Source organism: Microbacterium natoriense (assembly GCF_030816295.1).
In the GTDB taxonomy this organism is placed as follows: domain Bacteria; phylum Actinomycetota; class Actinomycetes; order Actinomycetales; family Microbacteriaceae; genus Microbacterium; species Microbacterium natoriense_A.
Genome location: NZ_JAUSXV010000001.1, coordinates 1,737,202 through 1,759,132 on the forward strand (window position 1 = coordinate 1,737,202; position 21,931 = coordinate 1,759,132).

At 68.4% G+C, this 21,931-nt stretch carries 20 protein-coding genes; 10 read left to right on the forward strand and 10 right to left on the reverse strand.

The features are described from left to right. The first annotated feature begins 40 nt into the window (after positions 1–40). The gene (locus tag QFZ53_RS07935) at positions 41–511 is read left to right on the forward strand and encodes a DUF3817 domain-containing protein (RefSeq protein WP_307295234.1); all 471 of its coding nucleotides are present in this window, start codon (positions 41–43) and stop codon (positions 509–511) included. Next, a complete protein-coding gene (gene guaA, locus QFZ53_RS07940; RefSeq protein ID WP_307295235.1) occupies positions 508–2,094 on the forward strand; it encodes a glutamine-hydrolyzing GMP synthase in 1,587 nt (528 codons plus the stop codon). Before QFZ53_RS07935 ends, guaA begins: the two co-directional genes overlap by 4 nt. Positions 2,095–2,215: 121 nt before the next feature. On the opposite strand, the gene QFZ53_RS07945 is transcribed toward guaA, so the two are convergent. Next, positions 2,216–4,222, reverse strand: a complete 2,007-nt coding sequence (locus QFZ53_RS07945; RefSeq protein WP_307295237.1) for a TPM domain-containing protein — start codon at positions 4,220–4,222, stop codon at positions 2,216–2,218. Between the two features lie 65 nt (positions 4,223–4,287). Further along, complete coding sequence (locus tag QFZ53_RS07950; RefSeq protein WP_307295239.1) at positions 4,288–4,962, reverse strand: DNA alkylation repair protein; 675 nt, start codon at positions 4,960–4,962, stop codon at positions 4,288–4,290. Between the two features lie 129 nt (positions 4,963–5,091). Here QFZ53_RS07950 and QFZ53_RS07955 point away from each other — a divergent pair, with 129 nt between their 5' ends. Together QFZ53_RS07955 and QFZ53_RS07960 are read left to right on the forward strand one after the other, a co-directional pair. Next, positions 5,092–5,517: a YciI family protein gene (locus QFZ53_RS07955; protein ID WP_292905500.1), complete on the forward strand. Its 426-nt coding sequence runs from the start codon at positions 5,092–5,094 to the stop codon at positions 5,515–5,517. 1 nt (position 5,518) lies between these two features. Then, on the forward strand, positions 5,519–6,811 hold the full coding sequence (locus tag QFZ53_RS07960) for an RNA polymerase sigma factor (RefSeq protein ID WP_307295243.1): 1,293 nt from the start codon (positions 5,519–5,521) through the stop codon (positions 6,809–6,811). Between the two features lie 61 nt (positions 6,812–6,872). Here the strand turns inward: QFZ53_RS07960 and QFZ53_RS07965 are convergent, their stop codons facing one another. Beyond that, a complete protein-coding gene (locus tag QFZ53_RS07965; protein WP_292905496.1) occupies positions 6,873–7,145 on the reverse strand; it encodes a GlsB/YeaQ/YmgE family stress response membrane protein in 273 nt (90 codons plus the stop codon). A gap of 228 nt (positions 7,146–7,373) precedes the next feature. Next, positions 7,374–8,294, reverse strand: coding sequence for a Bax inhibitor-1/YccA family protein (locus QFZ53_RS07970; protein WP_307295245.1), 921 nt, complete (start codon positions 8,292–8,294; stop codon positions 7,374–7,376). A gap of 87 nt (positions 8,295–8,381) precedes the next feature. Here QFZ53_RS07970 and QFZ53_RS07975 point away from each other — a divergent pair, with 87 nt between their 5' ends. Further along, positions 8,382–9,368, forward strand: coding sequence for a glycerophosphodiester phosphodiesterase family protein (locus tag QFZ53_RS07975; RefSeq protein WP_292905492.1), 987 nt, complete (start codon positions 8,382–8,384; stop codon positions 9,366–9,368). Positions 9,369–9,371: 3 nt separating this feature from the next. Here the strand turns inward: QFZ53_RS07975 and QFZ53_RS07980 are convergent, their stop codons facing one another. Together QFZ53_RS07980 and QFZ53_RS07985 are read right to left on the reverse strand one after the other, a co-directional pair. Next, entirely contained in the window at positions 9,372–9,833 is a 462-nt protein-coding gene (locus QFZ53_RS07980; protein ID WP_307295247.1) for a hemerythrin domain-containing protein, read from the reverse strand. A gap of 21 nt (positions 9,834–9,854) precedes the next feature. Continuing rightward, positions 9,855–10,253: a YccF domain-containing protein gene (locus QFZ53_RS07985; RefSeq protein ID WP_292905488.1), complete on the reverse strand. Its 399-nt coding sequence runs from the start codon at positions 10,251–10,253 to the stop codon at positions 9,855–9,857. Between the two features lie 107 nt (positions 10,254–10,360). Here QFZ53_RS07985 and QFZ53_RS07990 point away from each other — a divergent pair, with 107 nt between their 5' ends. The 3 genes from QFZ53_RS07990 to ligD all read left to right on the forward strand — a co-directional run bounded on the left by QFZ53_RS07990 (position 10,361) and on the right by ligD (position 15,218). Next, positions 10,361–12,823 (forward strand): ATP-dependent helicase, encoded by a 2,463-nt coding sequence (locus QFZ53_RS07990; RefSeq protein ID WP_307295248.1) that lies wholly within the window; start codon positions 10,361–10,363, stop codon positions 12,821–12,823. A 173-nt stretch (positions 12,824–12,996) separates the two neighbouring features. Further along, positions 12,997–14,118 carry an SseB family protein gene (locus QFZ53_RS07995; protein WP_307295250.1) on the forward strand — a complete coding sequence of 374 codons (1,122 nt, stop codon included), beginning with the start codon at positions 12,997–12,999 and terminating at the stop codon, positions 14,116–14,118. Positions 14,119–14,162: 44 nt separating this feature from the next. Beyond that, positions 14,163–15,218, forward strand: coding sequence for a non-homologous end-joining DNA ligase (gene ligD / locus QFZ53_RS08000; protein WP_307295252.1), 1,056 nt, complete (start codon positions 14,163–14,165; stop codon positions 15,216–15,218). A 2-nt stretch (positions 15,219–15,220) separates the two neighbouring features. On the opposite strand, the gene QFZ53_RS08005 is transcribed toward ligD, so the two are convergent. Continuing rightward, complete coding sequence (locus QFZ53_RS08005) at positions 15,221–16,264, reverse strand: ATP-dependent DNA ligase (RefSeq protein WP_307295254.1); 1,044 nt, start codon at positions 16,262–16,264, stop codon at positions 15,221–15,223. Positions 16,265–16,331: 67 nt separating this feature from the next. Further along, positions 16,332–17,783, reverse strand: a complete 1,452-nt coding sequence (locus QFZ53_RS08010; RefSeq protein WP_307295255.1) for a phytoene desaturase family protein — start codon at positions 17,781–17,783, stop codon at positions 16,332–16,334. Positions 17,784–17,846: 63 nt separating this feature from the next. Between QFZ53_RS08010 and QFZ53_RS08015 the strand changes: the two genes are divergently transcribed. Then, complete coding sequence (locus QFZ53_RS08015) at positions 17,847–18,359, forward strand: hypothetical protein (RefSeq protein ID WP_307295257.1); 513 nt, start codon at positions 17,847–17,849, stop codon at positions 18,357–18,359. A 3-nt stretch (positions 18,360–18,362) separates the two neighbouring features. On the opposite strand, the gene QFZ53_RS08020 is transcribed toward QFZ53_RS08015, so the two are convergent. After that, the gene (locus QFZ53_RS08020; RefSeq protein ID WP_307295259.1) at positions 18,363–19,598 is read right to left on the reverse strand and encodes an acyl-CoA dehydrogenase family protein; all 1,236 of its coding nucleotides are present in this window, start codon (positions 19,596–19,598) and stop codon (positions 18,363–18,365) included. 308 nt (positions 19,599–19,906) lie between these two features. Further along, on the reverse strand, positions 19,907–20,569 hold the full coding sequence (locus tag QFZ53_RS08025) for a TetR/AcrR family transcriptional regulator (protein ID WP_307295261.1): 663 nt from the start codon (positions 20,567–20,569) through the stop codon (positions 19,907–19,909). Between the two features lie 183 nt (positions 20,570–20,752). Between QFZ53_RS08025 and sucC the strand changes: the two genes are divergently transcribed. Beyond that, positions 20,753–21,919, forward strand: a complete 1,167-nt coding sequence (gene sucC, locus QFZ53_RS08030; RefSeq protein WP_307295263.1) for an ADP-forming succinate--CoA ligase subunit beta — start codon at positions 20,753–20,755, stop codon at positions 21,917–21,919. Positions 21,920–21,931: the final 12 nt, after the last annotated feature.

The following is a 21,931-nucleotide window of genomic DNA, read 5'->3' on the forward strand; positions in this document are numbered from 1 at the left end:
CCCGGATCGGGCACGAGTCGCGGCCGTCTAGAATGGACTCATGCCCGAACCGAAAGTCGCCAGTTTTCCGGCGATCCGCGGTGCGCTGAAGTTCTACCAGATCGCCTCGATCATCACCGGAGTCATGCTGCTCCTGCTGGTCGCCGAGATGGTGCTCAAGTACACGCCGATCCACCTCGAGCTCTTCCTCGGCGGATCCGGAGGCTTCCTCTGGTTCGCTCAGGTCGTCCAGGGACCGGAAGGCCTCGTGTCGACCGGCGACGGACTCAACCTGTCGCTCGGCATCCTCGTCGCGCACGGCTGGTTCTACGTCGTGTACCTGTTCGCGTGCTTCCGCGTGTGGAGCCTGATGCGCTGGCCGTTCCTGCGTTTCATCATGCTCGCCCTCGGCGGTGTCGTGCCGCTGCTGTCGTTCTTCATGGAGGCGATCGTCGCCCGCGAAGTGAAGGCCTATCTCGCCACCAGGGAGGCCGCTGAGGCTCCCGCCACTGCCACGGAAGGTGTCCGGTGACCGAACAGTCCGAGACCCAGCAGCGCCCTGCGCTCGTCGTCGATTTCGGCGCGCAGTACGCGCAGCTGATCGCACGTCGCGTCCGCGAAGCGGGTGTGTACAGCGAGATCGTGCCGCACACCGCGACAGCCGAGGAGATCGCCGCGAAGAACCCGGTCGCGATCATCCTCTCCGGCGGACCGTCGTCGGTCTACGAAGAGGGCGCCCCGCGCCTGGACCCCGCGGTCTTCGACCTGGGCGTGCCGACGCTGGGCATCTGCTACGGCTTCCAGTACATGGCCCAGACCCTCGGCGGCGAGGTCGCGAACACGGGCCTGCGCGAATACGGCGCGACGGATGCCGTCGTCACCGGCGACGGCGGAACGCTGCTCGGCGGGCAGCCGGTCGAGCAGAACGTGTGGATGAGCCATGGCGACCAGGTCGCGAAGGCTCCTGAAGGCTTCGAGGTCCTCGCGACGACTGAGGCGACGAAGGTCGCCGCGTTCGCGAACGAGGAGCGCGGCTTCTACGGCGTGCAGTGGCACCCCGAGGTGAAGCACTCAGACCACGGCCAGCGCGTGCTGGAGAACTTCCTGCACAAGGGCGCCGGGCTCGCATCCGACTGGAACAGCGGCAATGTGATCGCCGAGCAGATCGAGCGCATCCGCGAGCAGGTGGGCGATGCCCGCGTCATCTCCGCCCTGTCCGGCGGCGTCGACTCCGCCGTCTCGACGGCTCTCGTGCACAAGGCCATCGGCGACCAGCTGACCGCCGTCTTCGTCGACCACGGCCTTCTCCGCAAGGGCGAGCGCGAGCAGGTCGAGAAGGACTACGTCGAATCGACCGGCGTCCGTCTCATCACGGTCGACGCAGCTGACACCTTCCTCGGCCACCTCGCCGGTGTCACCGACCCCGAAGAGAAGCGCAAGATCATCGGGCGCGAGTTCATCCGCGCCTTCGAGAAGGTGCAGCTCGATCTCGTCGCCGAGGCCAAGGCATCCGGCGGAGCTGCCGTGAAGTTCCTCGTGCAGGGCACCCTGTACCCCGACGTGGTCGAGTCCGGCGGCGGTGCGGGCACCGCGAACATCAAGTCGCACCACAACGTGGGCGGGCTGCCCGACGACCTCGACTTCGAGTTGATCGAACCGCTGCGCGCCCTGTTCAAGGACGAGGTCCGTGCGATCGGCCGCGAGCTCGGCATCCCCGAGGCGATCGTCGGACGCCAGCCCTTTCCGGGGCCCGGTCTCGGCATCCGGATCATCGGTGAGGTCACCGCTGACCGTCTCGAGATTCTGCGTGAGGCCGACGCCATCGCCCGCGAGGAGTTGACCAAGGCAGGCCTCGACCAGGAGATCTGGCAGTGCCCGGTCGTGCTGCTCGCCGATGTCCGCTCGGTGGGCGTGCAGGGCGACGGCCGCACGTACGGTCACCCGATCGTGCTGCGTCCGGTCTCCAGCGAAGACGCCATGACGGCCGACTGGACACGCCTGCCCTACGACGTGCTGTCGAAGATCTCGAACCGCATCACCAACGGCGTCCGCGACGTCAACCGCGTGGTGCTCGACGTGACCTCCAAGCCCCCGGGGACGATCGAGTGGGAGTGATGCGGTCGCTCCCGCTCGGGTGAATCGCGCGAAGGGCGCGGACTTCGGTCCGCGCCCTTCTGCGTACCCTCGACGCGGGAAGCGCGCACACGGGTCTCGCGGTCGTGCGCGGGGACCGGGCCTAGAACCGTCGACCCCCGGAGCGGCCGGACGACCGGCTTCCACCGCCGAACGATCCGCCGCCCGAACGACCGCTCGAACGGCTTCCCGAACGGCTTCCACCGGAGGACCATCCGCCGGACGAGCGCGACGATCCGCCCCACCCCGAGGAGCTTCCGCTCCCGCCGCTGCTCCCGTTGCCGAATGCGCCGGAGAGGGCGCCGAGCACGGCGCCACCGAGCACGAACAACACGATGACCCCCGGTTCGTCGGCCGCCACGCCCAGGCCGCCGAAGAACCCGACCGCTCCGCCGCTGAGTCCGCCGACCGCGGCCTTCCCGGCCATGCCGTCGTCGGAATCCGTCGAGGAGTATGAGCGGCGCCACTCCGACGCTTCAGCCGCGTCTGCGGAGTCGTACATGACGGCCTCGTCCGCAGCGGCGCGAGACGGTCTGACGAATCGACGGCTCTCGGGTGCGATCGGCGCGCCGACCAGCGACTGCACCTGCTCTGCCGCGGTGAGTGCGGCCTTCGCGTGCAAGTCTCCGTTCTCGGTGCCCGCGGCGTCACGCGCCAGGGTGAGTTGCCGTTGTGCGGAGCTCAGTCGCGTCAGGAGGAACGAACCCACCTGGCCTGGACGCGCCTGCACCGACTTCTCCGCCGCCTGTACGGCCGCAGTCGCCTGATCCAGGATCGAAGCGGTCGCGCCGGCAGTCGACTCGCCAGGCTGCGATGCGGTGCCCGCATCTGCCTGCACCGTCGTATCCGCATCGGCCGGCACCGTCGAACGCGCGGCGAGGGCGTCGGCCTGAGCGGCGACGGCGTCGTGCAGGTCCTTCGCTTCGGCGAGGAGCCGCTCGATCTCGTGCACGGCCTGAGCCACGGCTCGGGGCTTCCGGCCGTCCGTGGCCTTCTGCATCACGTCGAGCTGCGCGTCGGCCTCCAGCAACCGCGCTCCGATTTCGTCGGCATTGTCTGCGACACCGACGAGATCCGCGGGCGGGAAAGCGGCGGCGAGGACTGCGAGTCGTTCGGCGGCTTCCGTCTGGAGGAGCGCAGCATCCGCACGCGCCGACCTCAGCCGGGCGAGGTTGTCCGCAGCACCGTCGGCAAGAGAACGCAGCGATGCGATCTTCTGCGTGCGCGCGTCGAGGTCGGCATCGATCTGTGCGCAGAGCTGAAGGATCTCATCGGTCCATGACCGGGTCTCCTGGGGCGTGTCCTCATCGGCGTCCTGGAGCTTCTCCAGGATCTGGAATCCTCGCTGCAGGCGCGCTCGGTTCTCGGCGAGCACGTCGGCGAACTCGGCCGTCGTCTCTTCGCCGAACTCCGCGGTCACGAACCCGAGCTCCTGCTCGCTGGTGCGAACCGCCTCATCGGCCTGGACGAGTCGTTGCGCCGTGCGCTTCTTCTGCCCGTCGAGTGTCCGCAGCTCGGCGGCCAGCGCCGCGCGACGGCGCAGGAAGACCACCAGACGCGTGACCGCGAACACGATCAGAGCGAGCACGACCAGGCCGAGCACCCATACCCACCACGGCCAGGGGGTCTTCGAGAACTCGTCCGCCACGTATCCGATCCCGCCCGCCCAGTCGTCGCCCGACAGATACTCGGATCCCAGCCGATCCTCGATCTCGAGGATCCTGGACTCGGAGAGCGGGCCAGCCTCGACGCCGTCGCCGCCGTACTCGGCCGAGATGGCAAGGCTGCGGCCGTCGGTGGCGATCGCGAGAAGATACTGGTCGGGGGCGAGATTGTTGCGCAGTGCGGTGTCGTCCGCCCAGGCGAGGGCGTTGCCGGGGCTCTCGAAATCGGGCACGAGGACGACGAAGAGCTCAGGAGCGCCGTCGGCGGATGCCAGTTCGTCGAGTTGCTGTTCGAGCTGCGCCTCGTCCGCGTCGCTGAGCACGTCGGAGCGATCGCTGATGTACCCGGGGCCGAGCGACGGCGGAGTGTCCGCACTCGCTGCGGACCCCCAGGCGAGTCCGGCGAGCACCGCCAGCAGCCCCGCTGTCGTCGCTGCTCGCAGCATCCGGTTCCTCATCGCGCCCCCTCGCTCGGAATGCGGTTCCCGAACATCATGACACGGGTGCCTCTTCAGGCGAGGTGCTTCAGCGCCTCGCGTTTCGACAGACCGCTGAGCTCCGCCTCGTGCGCGCGGACGAAGGCGCGCACCCACTCCGGATCTGACTTGGCGTATTCGCGCAGCGCCCAGCCGATCGCCTTGCGGATGAAGAAGTCGGTGTCGTGGATGTTGGACTCGATGGCGATCGTGAGCAGCTGACGGTCGGTGGCGTGCTTCCGGCGCAGTTGGGAGATGATGCTGACACGTCGGATCCACATGTCGTCGTCGGCGGTCCACCGCAGCATCAACTGCGTGACCTCGAGCGGGTACGCGTCGAGCACCTCTGCGATGCGCCCGGCGACTTCATCGACATGATCCCACCAGGCGCCGGTGCGGATCATCTCCTCGTGCAGGTCGAGCATCTCGATCCGCGCCCTCAGCGCACGAAGGCCGATCAGCGTCGTCGCGGCGTAGCGCTCCTCGCGGTGCGTCGCCTCACGCCAGAGCAGCGTCGCAGCGTGCCGCAGCTGCGCCGGGTCGTCGACCTCGCGCGCAGCCTGCTTCGTCAGACGGCGGGTGAGGGGCAGCGTCACCCCGAGGTACGGCATCGCGGACTTCATGTAGGCCTGCTGCCCGGGTGCCAGGGCCGGATCGGCGGCATCGCGCAGGGCGAGGCGGATGCTGTCGACGAGTTCAGCCGCGGTCACCCCGCGAGTCTAGAGCGGGGTGCAAGAGAATTCCGAGAAGTTTTTCGAGCGGATGTCGATCGGCGGCATTCCCGTTCGACGTCTTCAATGAGAGGGTCGAGACACGGCCCACCGATCAAGGAGATCATCATGAAGTACATGCTCATCATGCGCGCGACCGACGAGGCTGTGGAGGCCTACAAGGAGATGCCGTTCGAGCAGGTCATCGAGGCCATGGGCCAGTACAACGAGTCCATGATCAAGGCGGGCGTCCTCGCCGCAGGCGAGGGACTGACGGATGCCGCCGAGGGCTTCGTCGTCGACTTCAGCGCCGAGACGCCCCTCATCACCGACGGCCCTTATGGTGAGACCAAGGAGCTGTTCAACGGCTTCTGGATCATCGAGGTGTCCTCTCGTGAAGAGGCCGCCGAGTGGGCGAGTCGTGCACCGCTCGGGAAGGGTTCCTTCCTCGAAGTGCGTCGGGTGACCGACGCGTCGGACTTCCCGGCTGACAACGAGTGGATCGAGAAGGAAGCCGGCTGGCGCGAGGAGCAGGCGCAACGCGCCCAGCAGTGAGATGACCGACTCACCCCTCAGCGAGACGGCGCGCTCCGCCCCCGACACGGGAGCTGCGGAGCGTGCCGTCGCCGCGGTGTGGCGCATCGAGTCGGCGAAGATCGTCGCCACGCTGACGCGGCTGGTCGGAGACTTCGGGCTCGCAGAGGACCTCGCGCAGGAGTCGCTGATCGACGCGCTGGCGCAGTGGTCCGTCGACGGCGTGCCGCGCAACGGCGCGGCGTGGCTCACGGCCGTCGCGAAGCGCAAGGCGATAGACGGTTGGCGGCGGCGGGAGCGCCTCGATGAGCGCATGGCCCTCCTCGCACACGATCTCGAGCGGCAGCAGGACGAGGCTGCCGATGCCCTGCCCTGGGACCCGGATGCCGTCGACGACGATGTCCTCCGTCTGATCTTCATCTCGTGCCACCCCGTGCTCTCGCGGGAGGCGCAGGTGGCGCTGACGCTGCGTGTGGTCGGCGGCCTGTCGAGCGAGGAGATCGCGAGGGCGTTCCTGGTGCCCACCGCGACGGTGCAGCAGCGCATCGTGCGCGCCAAGAAGACGCTCGCGGCCGCGCACGTGCCGTTCGAGATGCCTGGTCGTGAAGAGCATGCGGTCCGGCTCGGCGCGATCCTCGGCGTCCTGTACCTGATCTTCAACGAGGGTCACTCGGCGTCGAGCGGCTCGGACTGGATGCGCCCGGAACTCAGCATCGAGGCCATCAGGCTGTGCCGTGTGCTCGCAGCCCTCATGCCTCGTGAGCGTGACGTGCACAGCCTGCTGGCTCTCATGGAGCTGACGGCGGCTCGGTTCCCGGCTCGTCTCGACGCGCACGGCGACCCGGTGCTGCTCGGCGACCAGGATCGACGGCGCTGGGAGCGAAGCCGCATCTCCCGCGGACGTGCGGCGCTCGCGACAGCCGACGGGCTCGGGGGCGGGCGCAGCGCATTCGGACTGCAAGCGGCGATCGCCGAATGCCATGCGATCGCGCCTTCGGTGGAGCAGACCGATTGGGAACGCATCGTGCTGTTGTATGAAGCGCTGGGGCGTATCGCGCCGTCACCCGTCGTCGAGCTGAACCGGGCGGCGGCCGTCGCGATGGCGACGGGACCGGCATCCGCCCTGCTGATCATCGACGCGCTGAGCGCCTCGGGAGCGCTGCGGGGCTATCACCTGCTGCCGGCGACCCGGGGGGAACTGCTGCTGAGGCTCGGCAGGATCGAGGAGGCGCGCAGCGAATTTGCGACGGCGGCTGCGCTGGCGGGCAACGATCGCGAGCGGATGCTGCTCGAAGCGAAGGCCGCCGGGCACTGAAAAACCCGCCCCCTTCGACCGCCGTGGCGTTCGAAGGGGACGGGCGTGCTCAGGTCGTCGGTCAGTCGCGCACGCGCTGACCGCGGCCGGCAATGAGGCCGTAGATCAGCAGCACGATGATCGAGCCGACGATGGCGAGGAGCCAGGTGCCCAGGTCCCAGAACTCGGTGAGAGGACGGTTCAGGATCAGGCTGCCGAGCCATCCACCGAGCAGCGCGCCCACCACGCCGAGCAGAAGTGTGATGAACCACCCTCCGCCCTGACGGCCGGGAAGGATCAACTTCGCGATGGCCCCGGCGATGAGGCCAAGAAGAAGAAAGCCGAGAAAGCTCATGGTCAGCTCCTTTATGTCGGGAGCCCCGGGGATACCGGGGCTTCGTGTGATCCACTTTCCGCCAGTCGGTTCGTGTTGAACACCCCCTTGCATCTCTCGCCCGGATATGCCAAGAGGCCCGCCTCCCAAGGGAGACGGGCCTCTTGTGCTGAGATTTCGACTCTGCGTTTCGTCTCGCTTCGCTCGCTCAACGACCGGCTTGCCGGGTCGCGGCGTTGTTCCGAGACGTCAGTTGCTGCGGGCGATCGCGATCATGCGCAGGATCTCGACGTACAGCCACACGACGGTAACCATGATGCCGAAGGCGCCGAGCCAGCCGTACTTGCGCGGAGCGCCGTTGCGCACGCCCTGCTGGATCTGATCGAAGTCCATGACCAGCGAGTATGCGGCCATGAAGACGACGAGGACGCCGATGATCAGCCCGAGCGGGATGCCGGCGATCTTGGCGTCGCTGAGGAGGCCGAACGCTCCCTGGGAAACGTTGGTCCACATCAGCACGACGTTCAGCAGCGAGAAGACGAGGTAGCCGCCCATCGCGATCATGAAGATCTTGGTCATCTTCGCAGTGGCGCGGACTTTGCCGCTCGCGAAGAGCGCGAGGGTGACGGCGACGACCGAGATGGTCGCGAGCGTGGCCTGCATCACGATGCCGGGCCACAGCACCTCGAAGAACGCCGAGATGCCGCCGATGAACAGGCCCTCGAACACCGCGTAGGTGAAGATCAGCGCCGGGCGCACCTTCTTGCGCGAGGTGAACGAGACGACCATCGCCAGGATGAAGGCGCCGAGTGCGCCGACGATCCAGGGAAGCATGTTCGGAGCGAACTCGTTGTAGGGGTCGCGTTCGGGGACGGCGACGCCGCCGAGCGTGAACACCCAGGCGATCGCCGCGGTGACGAGCATGATGCCGAAGAGGGCGGCCGTCTTCCAGACCGTGTCTTCGACGGACATCCGGTCGGTCTCGATCGCGCCGGCCGGGGGAGCGGCGTACATGCCCTCCAGCTGTGCGTTCACGGCCGCGTCGACGCCGGCGTGCTGGAACGATGCGGCCTGTGCACCCTGAGCCGCCTGCGGTGCGCCAGGGTAGGTCGCGACGTTCCGCGGATCCTGCTGCTGGAACGCCGGATTGTTGAATGCGAAGTTGCTCATGGTGGGCCTCACTCCAAAGTGGTTGTAGGTCGCTTTCTTCCACGATACCGGGGAGGGGGACGTCGGTGGGTGTTCTACGCTGAGAGCGTGCCCAGGAAAACACCGCTCGTGATCGGGCATCGGGGTGCTCCCGGCTATCGTCCGGAGCACAGCCGCTCGTCCTATGAACTGGCCTTCGCGATGGGTGTGGATGCCGTCGAGCCCGACGTCGTGGCAACGAAAGACGGGGTTCTCGTCGTCCGCCACGAGAACGAGATCTCCGGCACGACCGATATCGCACGGCATCCGGAGTTCGCCGACCGCAAGACCACCAAGCGGGTCGACGGTCAGGCGCTGACCGGATGGTTCACCGAGGACTTCACGTGGGCCGAGCTCTCGACCCTCCGCTGTCGCGAGCGCCTTCCCGAGCTGCGCACCTCGAGTGCGACCTTCGACGACGCCCAGCCCATCCTGCGGCTCACCGATCTGCTCGACCTCGTGCGCCGCGGCTCCACCGAGCACGGACGTGAGATCGGCGTCGTCCTCGAGATCAAGCACGCCACGTACTTCTCCTCGATCGGGCTCGAACTCGCTCCGCTCATCGCGCGCGATCTCCGCGCCACGCGCTGGGCCGATGGAGAGCTTCCGCTGATCGTCGAGAGCTTCGAGTCGACCGTTCTCGGCCAGCTGCGCGAACTGGGCGTCTCGGCTTCCTACGTGTATCTGATCGAGGCCGCGGGCAAGCCGTACGATCTGCTCGTCGCCCAAGGCGCGAAGGCGCTGTCGTACAAAGCGACCGTCACGCCCGCAGGGCTCGACGGTCTGGTCGGCCACGTCGACGGCATCAGCGTGAGCAAGAAGATGCTGTTGACGACCGGCAACACGATCGTGGGCGACGCACACGCCCGGGGTCTGACGGTGTTCACCTGGACATGCCGTCCGGAGAACGGCTTCCTCTCGCCCGAGTTCCGGGGCGGCGGAGGCAAAGCGGCCTACGGAGACTACGAATCGGAGTGGGGCGTGATCGCCGCGACCGGTGTCGACGGCGTCTTCGTCGACCAGCCCGACCTAGGGGTCGCGTTCTTCCGCGGCTGAGCCTCAGAGCGGGCCGAGAACCTCGTGCACGTCCGCGTCGAGTGCGAGCGTGCGCAGGGGCTGCAGGATCTCGCGCTCCTCGAAGCGGAAGTGCGATTCCATGATCGCGTTCACACCGTCGAGGTGGCCCTCGATGGTCTGGGCATCCGCGCCGCTCTCCACGGCACCACGCAGCGCGCCCAGCAGGTGCGAGAGCATCGAGTGGTCCTGCATGAGCTTGTCGATCTTGTCGCCCAGCTCGGGGTGTTCGGCGCGCAGCGCGGGGAACAGAGCCTGATCTTCGCTGCGGTGGTGTCCGTCGAGCGCGGTGCAGAAGCCGATGCAGAAGAGGGCCAGATCGGATGCCGCGTCCGGCGCGGCCTCTCCTGAGCCGAGTGCTTCACGCGTCGCGGCGAGAGCGGCCCGGAGCCGGGTGTGCGCGGCGCGGAGCTCTGCGTCCCAGGCGATCAGGCGGTCGGCTTCCATCTGTCCGAGTCTAAGCGCAGCTCAGAGCCGGCGGTCGAAAGCGCCGTCTCTGGTCGAGACGATCTCCTTGCCCAACGGCATCAGCGACACGGGGATCATCTTGAAATCGGCGATGCCCATCGGGATGCCGATGATCGTGATGCACAGGGCGACGCCCGAGACGATGTGCCCGATCGCCAGCCACCAGCCGGCGAGGACGACCCAGATCACGTTGCCGATCGCCGAGCCAACGCCAGCCGTGGGCTTCGCGACGACCTCGCGGCCGAACGGCCAGATCGCGTAGCCGGCGATGCGGAACGAGGCGATCGCCCACGGAATCGTCACGATCGGGATGCACAGCAGGATGCCGGCCAGGACGTAGCCGAACCACAGGCCGAGACCGGCGAAGATCAACCAGATGATGTTGAGGATCGTGCGCACGTCTCGATTCTTGCACTGCCGCCTGGGCGTGCGCTTCAGCGTGTGGCCGTCGAGCCGTCCTGTCCGCCATCCGCAGTGTCCCCGGCGACGCCTAGACTCGTAAGGCCATGACCGAAGCCCCCCTCATCGTCCCCGGATCCGTCGGCCCTCGCTCCACGTCGGAGCAGGGGCACGACGACCTCCTCGCCGGCCTCAATCCGCAGCAGCTCGAGGCGGTGACCTATCGCGGCCCGGCTCTGCTCATCGTCGCCGGCGCCGGCTCGGGCAAGACGAGCGTGCTGACCCGGCGCATCGCCTCGCTGCTGCGCGCCCGCGAGGCCTGGCCCAGCCAGATCCTCGCGATCACCTTCACCAACAAGGCTGCGGGCGAGATGCGCGAGCGCGTGGAGCAGCTCGTCGGGGACGCGGCTCGCGGCATGTGGATCTCGACGTTCCACTCCGCCTGCGTGCGGATCCTCCGCCGAGAGGCCGAGCAGTTCGGCTTCACCAAGTCGTTCACGATCTACGACTCCGGTGACTCGCGAGCTCTCATCAAGCGTCTGGTCAAGGAGCACGAGGCTGACGCGTACGGTCTCACCCCGGCATCCGTCCAGTCGCGCATCTCGAAACTCAAGAACGAGCTGTCCGACGCCGAGGCCTACGCCCGCCAGGCGAACATGTCCGACCCCGCCGAGCGGATCTTCGTCGAGCTGTTCGCCGACTACCAGCGTCAGCTGCAGAAGGCGAACGCGTTCGACTTCGACGACCTCATCGGGCAAACCGTCTATCTATTCCGCGCCTTCCCCGACGTCGCGAACACCTATCGTCGGCGGTTCCGGCACATCCTGGTCGACGAGTATCAGGACACCAATCATGCGCAGTACGCACTGATCCACGAGCTCACGCGGCCGGCCTCCGCCGACGCTCCCGACCCGTATGCCTCGAGCGGCATGATGATCTTCGAACCCGAGACGACGCCCGCGCTCGAGGGGGCCTCGCTCACCGTCGTCGGCGACTCCGACCAGTCGATCTACGCGTTCCGTGGGGCGGACATCCGCAACATCAGCGAGTTCGAGCGCGACTTCCCCGGGGCCAGGGTCGTGCTGCTCGAGCAGAACTACCGCTCGACCCAGAACATCCTGTCCGCCGCGAACGCCGTGATCGGCAACAACTTCGATCGCAAGGACAAGAAGCTCTGGAGCGACAAGGGCGACGGCGACAAGATCATCGGGTTCACCGGCTACTCGCAGCACGACGAGGCCCAGTTCGTGGCCGACGAGATCGAGTCGCTTCGTCGCGCCGGCTACCCGTACTCGGAGATGGCGGTCTTCTACCGCACCAACTCGCAGTCCCGCGCGCTCGAGGAGATCTTCATCCGCTCTGCGGTGCCGTACAAGATCATGGGCGGCACCAAGTTCTACGAACGAGCCGAGATCAAGGACGCGCTGGCCTACCTCGTCGCCGTGGCGAACCCGGCAGACGAGATGGCCGTGCGGCGAATCCTCAACAAGCCGCGCCGCGGCATCGGCGACGTCACCGCGACGGCGATCGCCCGCTTCGCGGAAGCGCACGGCATCACCTTCCGGCAGGCGCTGTCGGTTCCGACCGAACTCGGCTTCGGGCCCAAGATCCAGGCGGCGATCGCTCAGCTCGATGCGGTGCTCGCCGAGGCCACCGAGATCATGCTCCCCGCGACGGGCGAGGTACCCGCACCCACGACGGTCGCCGACGGTCTGAGCGTGCTGCTCTCGAAGAGCGGGTATCTCGACGCCCTTCGAGCCAGCCGCGACCCGCAGGACGAAGCCCGCGTCGAGAACCTCGACGAGTTCGTGGCGGTCGCTCGTGACTTCGCGCGCAACAACCCCGAGGGCACCATCGTCGACTTCCTCACCGAGGTCGCGCTGGTGTCCGACGCCGACGATCTCGACGACGAGTCGGGCTCGGTGTCGCTCATGACCATGCACACGGCGAAGGGTCTCGAGTACGACGCGGTCTTCGTCACGGGGGTCGAGGAAGACCTCATTCCGCACCGCATCTCGGCAGGAGAGCCGGGCGGCCCGCAGGAGGAACGACGGCTGTTCTACGTCGGCATCACGCGAGCGCGAAAGCGTCTGCACCTGTCGCTCGCCATGACTCGGGCCCAGTTCGGCGAGGTGTCGGTCGCGATGCCCAGCCGCTTCCTGCAGGAGATTCCGGCAGGCCTCATCGACTGGCGCCAGTCGCCGGGCGACGTGAACTCCCGCGGCGGCATGCAGTCCCGAGCACTCAACGCCCGGCGCGCCGGCGGATTCGGCGGCACAGGCGGCTCGGGTTCTGGCGATCGATTCGCCGTCACGCCGCTTCCGGGGCGCGACTCTCTGAAGCCTCTGTCGACGGCCATGGACAAGTTCCCGAACCGGGTCACGGCCAAGATGCGCGACAACGGCGACCTCGAGCTGGCCCCGGGCGACCGCATCCGTCACACGGACTTCGGCGACGGGCGAGTGGATGCCGTCACCGGCGAGGGCGCGAAGCGCATCGCTCACGTGCGCTTCGACTCGGCAGGGCAGAAGAAGCTGCTGATCAAGGTCGCGCCGATCGAGAAGATCTGAGCCCCATCTCGTCGACGGGCTCTCGCGCAGCGCACGTTCGCGGGTCCGCGCCGCGGCCGGGCCTCGGGTGGTCGACTTGTGCGTGTTGAGGTGGCCTGGCGGGGCCCCGGCGAAAGTCGGAGCGACTTCGTGGCGCGCAGAGACCGCGCCGTCGCCGGTTAGGCTGGCACATTATGGCTCTGTTCTCCCGCCGCAAGAAGTCCGCTGACACCGCTGTCCCGGCATCCGACATCGCCGAATCCGAGATCACGGAATCAGACGCGGACGCGCCCGGATCCGAGGGCGCTGTCGAGGCCGAACAGGCTCCGACGATCGGCATCTCGGTCCAGGCGTTCCGCGGCGTCGGCGCGCAGGCCGGCCCCGAGGTCTCCCTGGCGGAGCCCGAGCAGGCGCCCGCGCCTGCAGCATCCGCTCCCGCCCCGGCAGCACCGGCTCAGCCCGCCGCCGTCGAAGAACGCCGTCTTCCGCTCGCACCGCCGATGCCGCCCGAGCAGACCGAGACCGTGCCCGGAATGAAGGACAACGTCCTTCTGCGCGAGGCGCTCAAGGAGATCGAGGCCGGCGCTTCCAACGACCAGCTGCTCGGCGTGATGCGCCAGGCGCTGCAGGGGCACCTGTACATCCGCGTCAACGGCGACGCCCGGGCGCAGATCGCCGAGGGCAAGCCGCTGTCGGTCGCCGTCGTCCGCGACGGAGACCGGCAGTTCATGCTCGCGTTCAGCTCGGCAGCGGCCGTGCGCGACTCGGTGCAGCTCGAGAAGGACCCGTCGGCGACGTCGGCCGTCGCGCAGCCGGTCACCTCGGTCATGCAGCAGGTCGTCGCCGGCGACTTCGCCGGACTCATCGTCGACAACGCATCGGCTCCGCACCGCGTCGTGTTCCCCACCGAGCTCCTGCAGAAGGCGCTCGAGCAGGGAGACGTCGAGATGACGGTGAAGTCGCTCCTGGCCGCGCCCCGTGAGCAGGACACCGCCGCCAAGGTGGGCGAGGCGCTCGCCGCCAAGAGGATGTGGGTCGCCGTGAACGACGGGGTCGAGGGGGCCCCGGTGGGCATCGCCGAAGCCCAGACCCCTGACGGGAAGAGGTTCCTGCAGCTGTTCTCGCACCCGCTCGAGGTCATCGCCCTCGGACGCGGCGATCGCCCTCTGCCGTTCGAGCCTGCGCAGCTGGCGAGTGTCCTCGTCGGCCACACCGAGATGGCCGGTGTGATCGTCGATCCGGCGGGTCCGACCCTGGTCGTCGAGCGCGACGCCCTGGCCCCCGTGGTGGTCCTGGCGGCCGACGCCCAGGAGTGATCGCGGGGCTTCCGCGCGTCGGATGCTGCCTCTAGGGTCGAGTCATGGCCTCAGAGCGCGTCACCCTGACCATCGCCGATCCTGACGGAGAGCGCGAGGTCGCGCTGTCGAGCCCGAACAAAGTCGTCTGGCCCGGCATCGGTATCACCAAGGCCGAACTCGCCGAGTACTTCCAGGTCGTGAGCGGACCGTTCCTCGAGGCGAACGGCAACAGGCCGGTGTCGCTCGAGCGGTTCCGCAACGGCGTCGGCGACGGTGCAGGCTTCTTCTCGAAGAACCCGCCCGCCGGCACGCCCGAGTTCGTCGACGCGGTCATGGTGACGTACAACAGCGGGAGGCAGCATCCGCAGATCGTGCTCAACCGCCCGAGTGCCATCGTCTGGGCGGCGCAGATGAACACCATCGTGTTCCACCCGTGGGCGTCGCTCGCGACGGACCCCGACAACCCGGTCGAGCTGCGGATCGACCTCGACCCCCAGCCGGGCACCGACTTCGCAGATGCCATCCCCGCCGCCCACGCGCTTCGCGAGGTGCTGCGCGAGGCAGGACTCGAGGCGTTCGTGAAGACGAGCGGCAACCGCGGACTGCACGTGTTCGCACCGATCGAGCCGACGCACGAGTTCCTCGACGTCCGCCACGCGGTGATCGCCGCCGGCCGCGAGCTCGAACGGCGGATGCCGGACCAGGTGACGACCAACTGGTGGAAGGAGGAGAGGGGAGAGCGAATCTTCGTCGACTTCAACCAGGCGAACCGCGACCGCACGATGGCGGGCGCCTACAGTCCGCGCGCCCTTCCTGGTGCGACCGTGTCGACGCCCGTGCACTGGGACGAGCTCGACGGGCTCGATCCCGCGCAGTTCACGGTGCGCAGCGTGCCGAAGAGGCTGGCCGAGGTCGGCGATCCGTGGGCCGGCAAGCAGGACGCGCCCGGCCGCATCGACACGCTGCTGGAGTGGTGGGAGCGCGACAAGTCGAACGGTCTCGGCGAGCTTCCGTTCCCGCCGGAGTTCCCGAAGATGCCTGGCGAGCCTCCTCGCGTGCAGCCGAGCAAGAAGGTCGCCGCGAACTGGGACGAGAATGGCGATCCGGTCGACGACTGACCTCAGCTGAGCACGTCGGCGAGATCGTAGCCCGCGACCGTGTCGAGCTGTTCGTATGTGCATGACCGCGCGTCACGGTCAGGTCGCCACCGCTCGAACTGCACGGTGTGGCGGAATCGTGCACCTTCGAGCTGGTCGTAGCGCACCTCGAGCACGCGTTCGGGGCGCAGCCGCACGAACGACACGTCCTTCGCCCCGCTGAAGCGCGAGCGCTCACCCTCACCGGTCACCGCCTCGCCGGATGCGTCGCGCTCGACGAGCGGAGCGAGCTCCTCCACCAGCTCCTGGCGGCGTGCGTCGCTCCAGGCCGCGACCCCGCCGACCTGGCGCAGCATCCCGTCGGAGTCGTACAGCCCGACGAGCAGCGATCCGACTCCCGAGCCCGACTTGTGGATGCGGTAGCCGAGAGCGACGACGTCGGCGGTGCGGGCGTGTTTGATCTTGACGAGGGTGCGCTTGTTGGGCGCGTATGGCTGGTCGAGCGGCTTCGCGACGACGCCGTCGAGGCCCGCCCCCTCGAATTCGGCGAGCCACCGGACGGCGGCGTCGCGGTCGCGCGTGGTGCGGGTGAGGTGCAGCGGATGCTCGACGCCCGCCATCAACAGCTCGAGACGCTCGCGGCGCTCGGAGAACGGTGTCGCCTGCAGATCGTCGTCGCCCTCTGCGAGCAGATCGAAGGCGACGAACATCGCCGGCGTCTCGATCGACAGCTTCGACACTCGCGACGCTGCAGGATGGATGCGCTGGCTGAGGGACTCCCAGTCGAGTCGCTGCGCCCCCGCAGGTCCCGTGGCGACCACGATCTCGCCGTCGAGCAGGCACGGGCCGGGCAGCAGCCGAGGGATCGCCTCGACGAGCTCGGGGAAGTAGCGCGTCAGCGGCTTCGCGCCTCGCGACCCGATCTCGACGTTCTCCCCGTCCCACGCGACGAGCCCGCGGAAGCCGTCCCACTTCGGCTCGAACAGCAGCCCGCCGCTCGTCTTCGCCGGATCGGGGACGGATGCTGCGGCCTTCGCCAGCATCGGAGCGGGGATGTCGTAGCGCATGAGGTCCATCTTGGCGCGCGCCAGGTCCGCGGGGTAGTGCGGATGCTGCGGGACGGGTTTGACGGGGTCAGCGGAACAACTCGCTGAGGGCCGCAGGAGTCCCGGCGTCGGCGAGGGCGGTGCGGGCGGCGTGCCAGCCGGCCATGCCGTTCACGCCGGGGCCTGGCGGAGTCGACGCCGAGGCGAGGTACACGCCCCGCATCGGGGTGCGCCACGGCTTCGTGCCGAGGACGGGGCGCCGCAGGGCCTGAGGGATCGTGAACGCGCCGCCCAGGATGTCGCCGCCGATCTCGGACGGGTTGATCGCCTCCCGAGCGGATGCCGGCACGGCGTGCGCAGCGAGGATCATGTCGCGGAAACCCGGAGCGAAGCGCTCGACCTGTTGCGTGATGAGCTCGGTCGCGTCGAGATCGGATCCCTGAGGCACGTGGATGTAAGCCCACAGCACGGCCTTGCCCGCCGGAGCGCGGCTCGGGTCGAACACCGAGGGCTGCACCGTCAGGACGTACGGTCGGTCGCTCACCCGTCCCGCGGCGACGGCGTTCTCGCTCGCCCACACCTCGGCCTGCGTGCCGCCCACGTGCACCGTCGGAGACTGCGCGACGTCATCGTTCGCCCACGGGATCGGCCCGTCCAGCGCGAAATCGACTTTCGCCGCGGCAGGGCCGTAGGCGTACGAGCGCAGGGCGCGTGCGTAGCCGTGCGGGATGTCGGGGTGCGTGAGCGCGAGCCGCGGCGAGGTGTTCAGCAGCAGCAGGTCGCCGCGCGTCGCATCGCCCCAGTCGAGCGCGCCGAGATCGGTCACGTGCACGCCGGTCTCGACCGAACCGCCATGCGCCTCGAGGTCGGCCACCATGGTGTCGGCGATACGCTGAGCACCACCACGCGGGTACATCCACCCTCCGGCGTGGGCCTGTGCGGCGAGCAGCAATCCGGCTGCGGCGCCCGCGAGCGAGGGGAGCGGCGTATTCGCGTGAGCGAGGACGCCCGAGATCAGGCCGGCCGCTTCTTCCGTGTGGAAGGTCCTCTTCGCGAGCGGCGTTCCCTCTTCGAGCATCCGCATCGCGTACCTGATCGCGGTGATCGGCTGTTGGGGGATTCGCAGCATCTGGTTGCCGGTGAAGTCGACGACGCCGTCGATGTGCCGGCTCAGCGGGCGCAGCAGCGACAACCATGCCTTTCCGTCGTCGCCGAGAGCGGATGCCGTGCGCTCGATGTCGCGCCAGGCGATGCCGGCGCGGCCGCCGTCGAGCGGGTGCGCGTAGGAGATATCGGGGACGATCCAGTCGATCCGCTCGGCGAGACCGAAGGCCTGAAAGAACGGCGAGGCGAGGGCGGCGGGGTGGGCGGCCGAGCAGACGTCGTGCACGAAGCCGGGGAGGGTCGACTCGGCGGAGCGCACGCCGCCGCCGATCGTGTCTGCGGCCTCGAGCACCCGCACTTCGTAGCCGGCCCGCGCGAGCGACACCGCGGCCGCCAGTCCGTTGGGGCCGGACCCGATGATCGTCGCGCGCGTCATGCCCCCAGTCTTCCACGAGGGAGGCGGTGTTCGCGCTGCTCCTGAGGTGAGATCATTGAAGAGATGACTGAACCACAGGGACCCACACCGACCGGCACTTCCCGCCCGTATCGATCGCTCACGGAGGCGCTCCGCGCGCACCGCATCGCCCTGGAGAACTACGAGTTCATCACCGCGGTCACGGATGCCGTCGGCATCTCGAGCTACATCGATCGCGGACGCTACATCGAGGCGATCCGTCGAGGCGAGGGCGCCGCCCTCCACATCGGACGCACCTACACGAACGGCTTCGCGCAGGACGAGGTCGTGACCATCGGCTCTACTGCGCTGCGGCTTCAGCCCAGCGAGGGGCGCGAGCCGTACTTCTTCGTCACGCACCCGAGCGAGTATCCGCCGGCAGCGACGACAGCCCGCTCGATGCGTCCGAGCACTCCGCGGGCGCCCAAGGTCCCCGGCGCCGGAGCATCGCGGACGGCGACGACGACGCGGAACGCGAAGCCCATCGAGCGCGACTACGGCGTGTGCGACGTGTGCTTCATGGTGAAGACCGCCGCTGGCGGCTGCGCCTGCGACTGACGCTCAGACGAACGCGCTCATCCCCGTGATGTCGCGTCCGAGGAGCAGCGCCTGCACGCTCTCGGTGCCTTCGTAGGTGTGGATCGCCTCGATATCGGCCAGGTGCTGCATGACGCCGTTCTCGAGCAGGATTCCGTTGCCGCCGAGCAGGTCGCGGGCGGTGGATGCGACCCGGCGTGCTGCCCGCGTGTTGTGGAACTTCGCGAGTGAGGCCTGCGTCGGGCGCAGTTCTCCTGCGGTCTCGAGATCCGCGAGGCGGCGGCAGTACAGCTGCATCGCGGTGAGGTCCTCGAGCATGTGCGTCAGGCGCTCCTGCACCATCTGGAACTTCGCCAGCGGCTTGCCGAACTGCACGCGCTGGGTGGAGTAGGCGAGCGCGGCCTCGTAGCACGCCGTCGCATGGCCCAGCGCCGACCAGGCGACCCCGGAGCGGGTCGCGTAGAGCACCGTCGAGGCGTCCTTGAAGCTGTGAGTGCCGGGGAGCACGGCGTCCAGCGGCACGCGCACGTCGTCGAGGACGATGTGCGCCTGATGGATCGCGCGCAGTGAGGCCTTGCCGCGGATCGCCGTTCCCTTGTAACCGGGAGCGTCCTGTTCGACGAGGAAGCACCGCACCGCACCGTGCTCGGGTGCCGTCTCGTCGTCGACGCGTGCCCACACGAAAGTGATGCCGCCGGACGCGCCGTTGCCGATCCACTTCTTGGCGCCGCGGATGACCCACTCCTCGCCCTCGCGGCGTGCGACCGTCTCGAGGGAGACCGAGTCTGAGCCGTGGTCGGGCTCCGTGAGTGCGAACGATCCGAAGACCGAGCCGTCGGCGAGAGCCGTCAGCCACTTCTCCTGCTGAGCTTCCGATCCGAAGAGCGCGAGCGTGCGCAGGGCGAGTCCGCCCTGGACGGCGAGAACCGTGCCGAGCGAGCCGTCGCCCCGTGAGATCTCCATGTTCACGAGCCCGGCAGCCAACGGCGACAGGCGGGTGAGCGACGGATGCTCGATGCCGTCGACCACGAGATCCATCTCGCCCATGCGCCGGGCGGCGTCGAGCGGGTACTCGGCGCGGTCCCAGGCATCCGCCATCTGCGGTCCCACCTCGTCGATGTACGCCTTCGCTCGGTCCCAGGCTGTGCGATCGGCGGCGGGGATGTCGACGAAGACAGCGTAGTAGTCGCTGTCCTGCCGGCCCGTGATGTCGTACGACGAGACGCGCTCGCCGGGGAAGGGGGAAGCTTCGATGCTCATGGGGGCTCCTTCGTGGCACTAAGTATCGTACAGCGCGACACTCGGTTTCACGAGCCTGGGTGCGCGACGCGGTCGCCCGGGTGTGAAAGGTCCCTTCTCTGGTGCGAAGGGCGCACTCCTCCGTGCGAAAAGTCGGAGGTCGCGGGCGACGCGCCGACGCGCGGACCGACCGCTCGGCGTGTCGCAACAAGACTCCGACTTTTCGCACCGGAAGGCCCGGACGGGGAGGCGGGAGCGGGAGGCGGCACCGGGCGGCACCGGGAGACCCGCGCGCGGGCGAACCGGAGGTGGTCTGTGTCGGGAGCGGGTCAGTCGAGCTGGGTCCGCAGGCGACGCGTGATCTCGGCGATCGGCATCGAACGAGGGAACACTGCGACCACGACGTCATCGGGCGCCTCGGCGGGCGTCTCGGCGAGCACTCCGTAGCGACGGCGCACGTCGGTCAGGGCGGACTGCAGAGTCGACAACGGGATCTTCTTCTTGCCGCGGAGCAGCTGCCGCAGCACGTGGTTGTGCACCGCGGTGACGAGAGCGGCGAAGCCGACGGCATCCAACGGGTCGATGCCGGGAAGCGAACTGCGCAGATACTCGTCGAACAGCCGCTCGTAGCGGAACACCGTGATGATCTCGCGCTCGCGCAGCACCGGCACCTGCCGCACGATCTGGTAGCGGCGTCGGGCGAGTTCGGGGTCGTGCGCGAAGTAGGAATAGACCGACTCGGATGCTGCGCACACCGCGCCCCAGGGGTCGTCGTGCCCTTCGGCGAGGAAACCGCGGAGCTGCTCGATCAGCACTTCGTGATCCGCGAAGACCACATCCTCCTTGCCGCCGAACTGCCGGAAGAAGGTCGAGCGCGAGACCCCCGCCGCCTTCGCGATCTGCTCCACGGACGTCTGGTCGAAGCCCTGGCTCTGGAACAGTTCGAGCGCGGCGGCGACGACGGCGGAGCGCGGCGATGCGGATTCGTGCATGAGAAGAGCCTAGAACCTCGGCGCCGCGACATGACGGCGAGTGTCGTCATCGACCGCGTCCGTCCGGGAGCCGGTGACGCCCGCTCCTCAAGGGCCGGTCAGCAGGGGGTAGTAAGCTGGGGGACTGGTCGATGTCTCGACATCGAGAGAATTACCAGGCCGAATCCCAGTGAAGGAACCACAGTGGATCTGTACGAGTACCAGGCACGAGACGTTTTCGAGAAGTACGGAGTGCCGGTCCTCGCCGGCATCGTCGCGGACACCCCCGAGGAGGTGAAAGCGGCAGCCGAGAAGATCGGCGGCGTGGTCGTCGTCAAGGCGCAGGTCAAGACCGGTGGTCGTGGCAAGGCGGGCGGCGTCAAGGTCGCGAAGACCCCCGATGAGGCATATGAGGCTGCCAAGGCGATCCTCGGTCTCGACATCAAGGGCCACATCGTCAAGCGTGTGATGGTCGCCCAGGGCGCGGCGATCGCCGAGGAGTTCTACTTCTCCGTGCTGCTGGACCGCGCCAACCGCTCCTACCTCTCCCTCTGCTCCGTCGAGGGCGGCATGGAGATCGAGCAGCTCGCCGTCGAGAAGCCCGAGGCTCTCGCCCGCGTCGAGGTGAACCCGCTGACGGGCATCGACAAGGCCAAGGCCGTCGAGATCGCCCGCGCCGCGAACTTCCCGGAGGACCTCGTCGAGAAGGTCTCCGACGTGTTCGTGAAGCTCTTCGACGTCTACAAGGGCGAGGATGCCACGCTCGTCGAGGTGAACCCGCTGGTGCGCACCGAGTCCGGCGACATCATCGCTCTCGACGGCAAGGTCACGCTCGACGACAACGCGTCGGAGATCCGCCACCCCGAGCACGAGGCGCTCGAGGACAAGGACGCCGCAGACCCGCTCGAGGCGAAGGCCAAGCAGAGCGGCCTCAACTACGTGAAGCTCGACGGCGAGGTCGGCATCATCGGCAACGGCGCGGGCCTCGTCATGTCGACTCTCGACGTGGTGGCATACGCCGGTGAGAACCACAACGGCGTGAAGCCCGCGAACTTCCTCGACATCGGCGGCGGCGCCTCGGCTGAGGTCATGGCCGCAGGGCTCGACGTCATCCTCGGAGACCCGCAGGTCAAGAGCGTCTTCGTCAACGTCTTCGGCGGCATCACCGCGTGCGACGCCGTCGCGAACGGCATCAAGGGCGCCCTCGAGACGCTCGGCGCGACGGCATCCAAGCCGCTCGTCGTCCGCCTCGACGGCAACCGCGTCGACGAGGGTCGTGCGATCCTCGCCGAGTACGCGCACCCGCTCGTCACGCTCGCCGCCACCATGGACGAGGGCGCCGACAAGGCCGCCGAACTCGCCAACGCCTGACGCCCGCTTCGA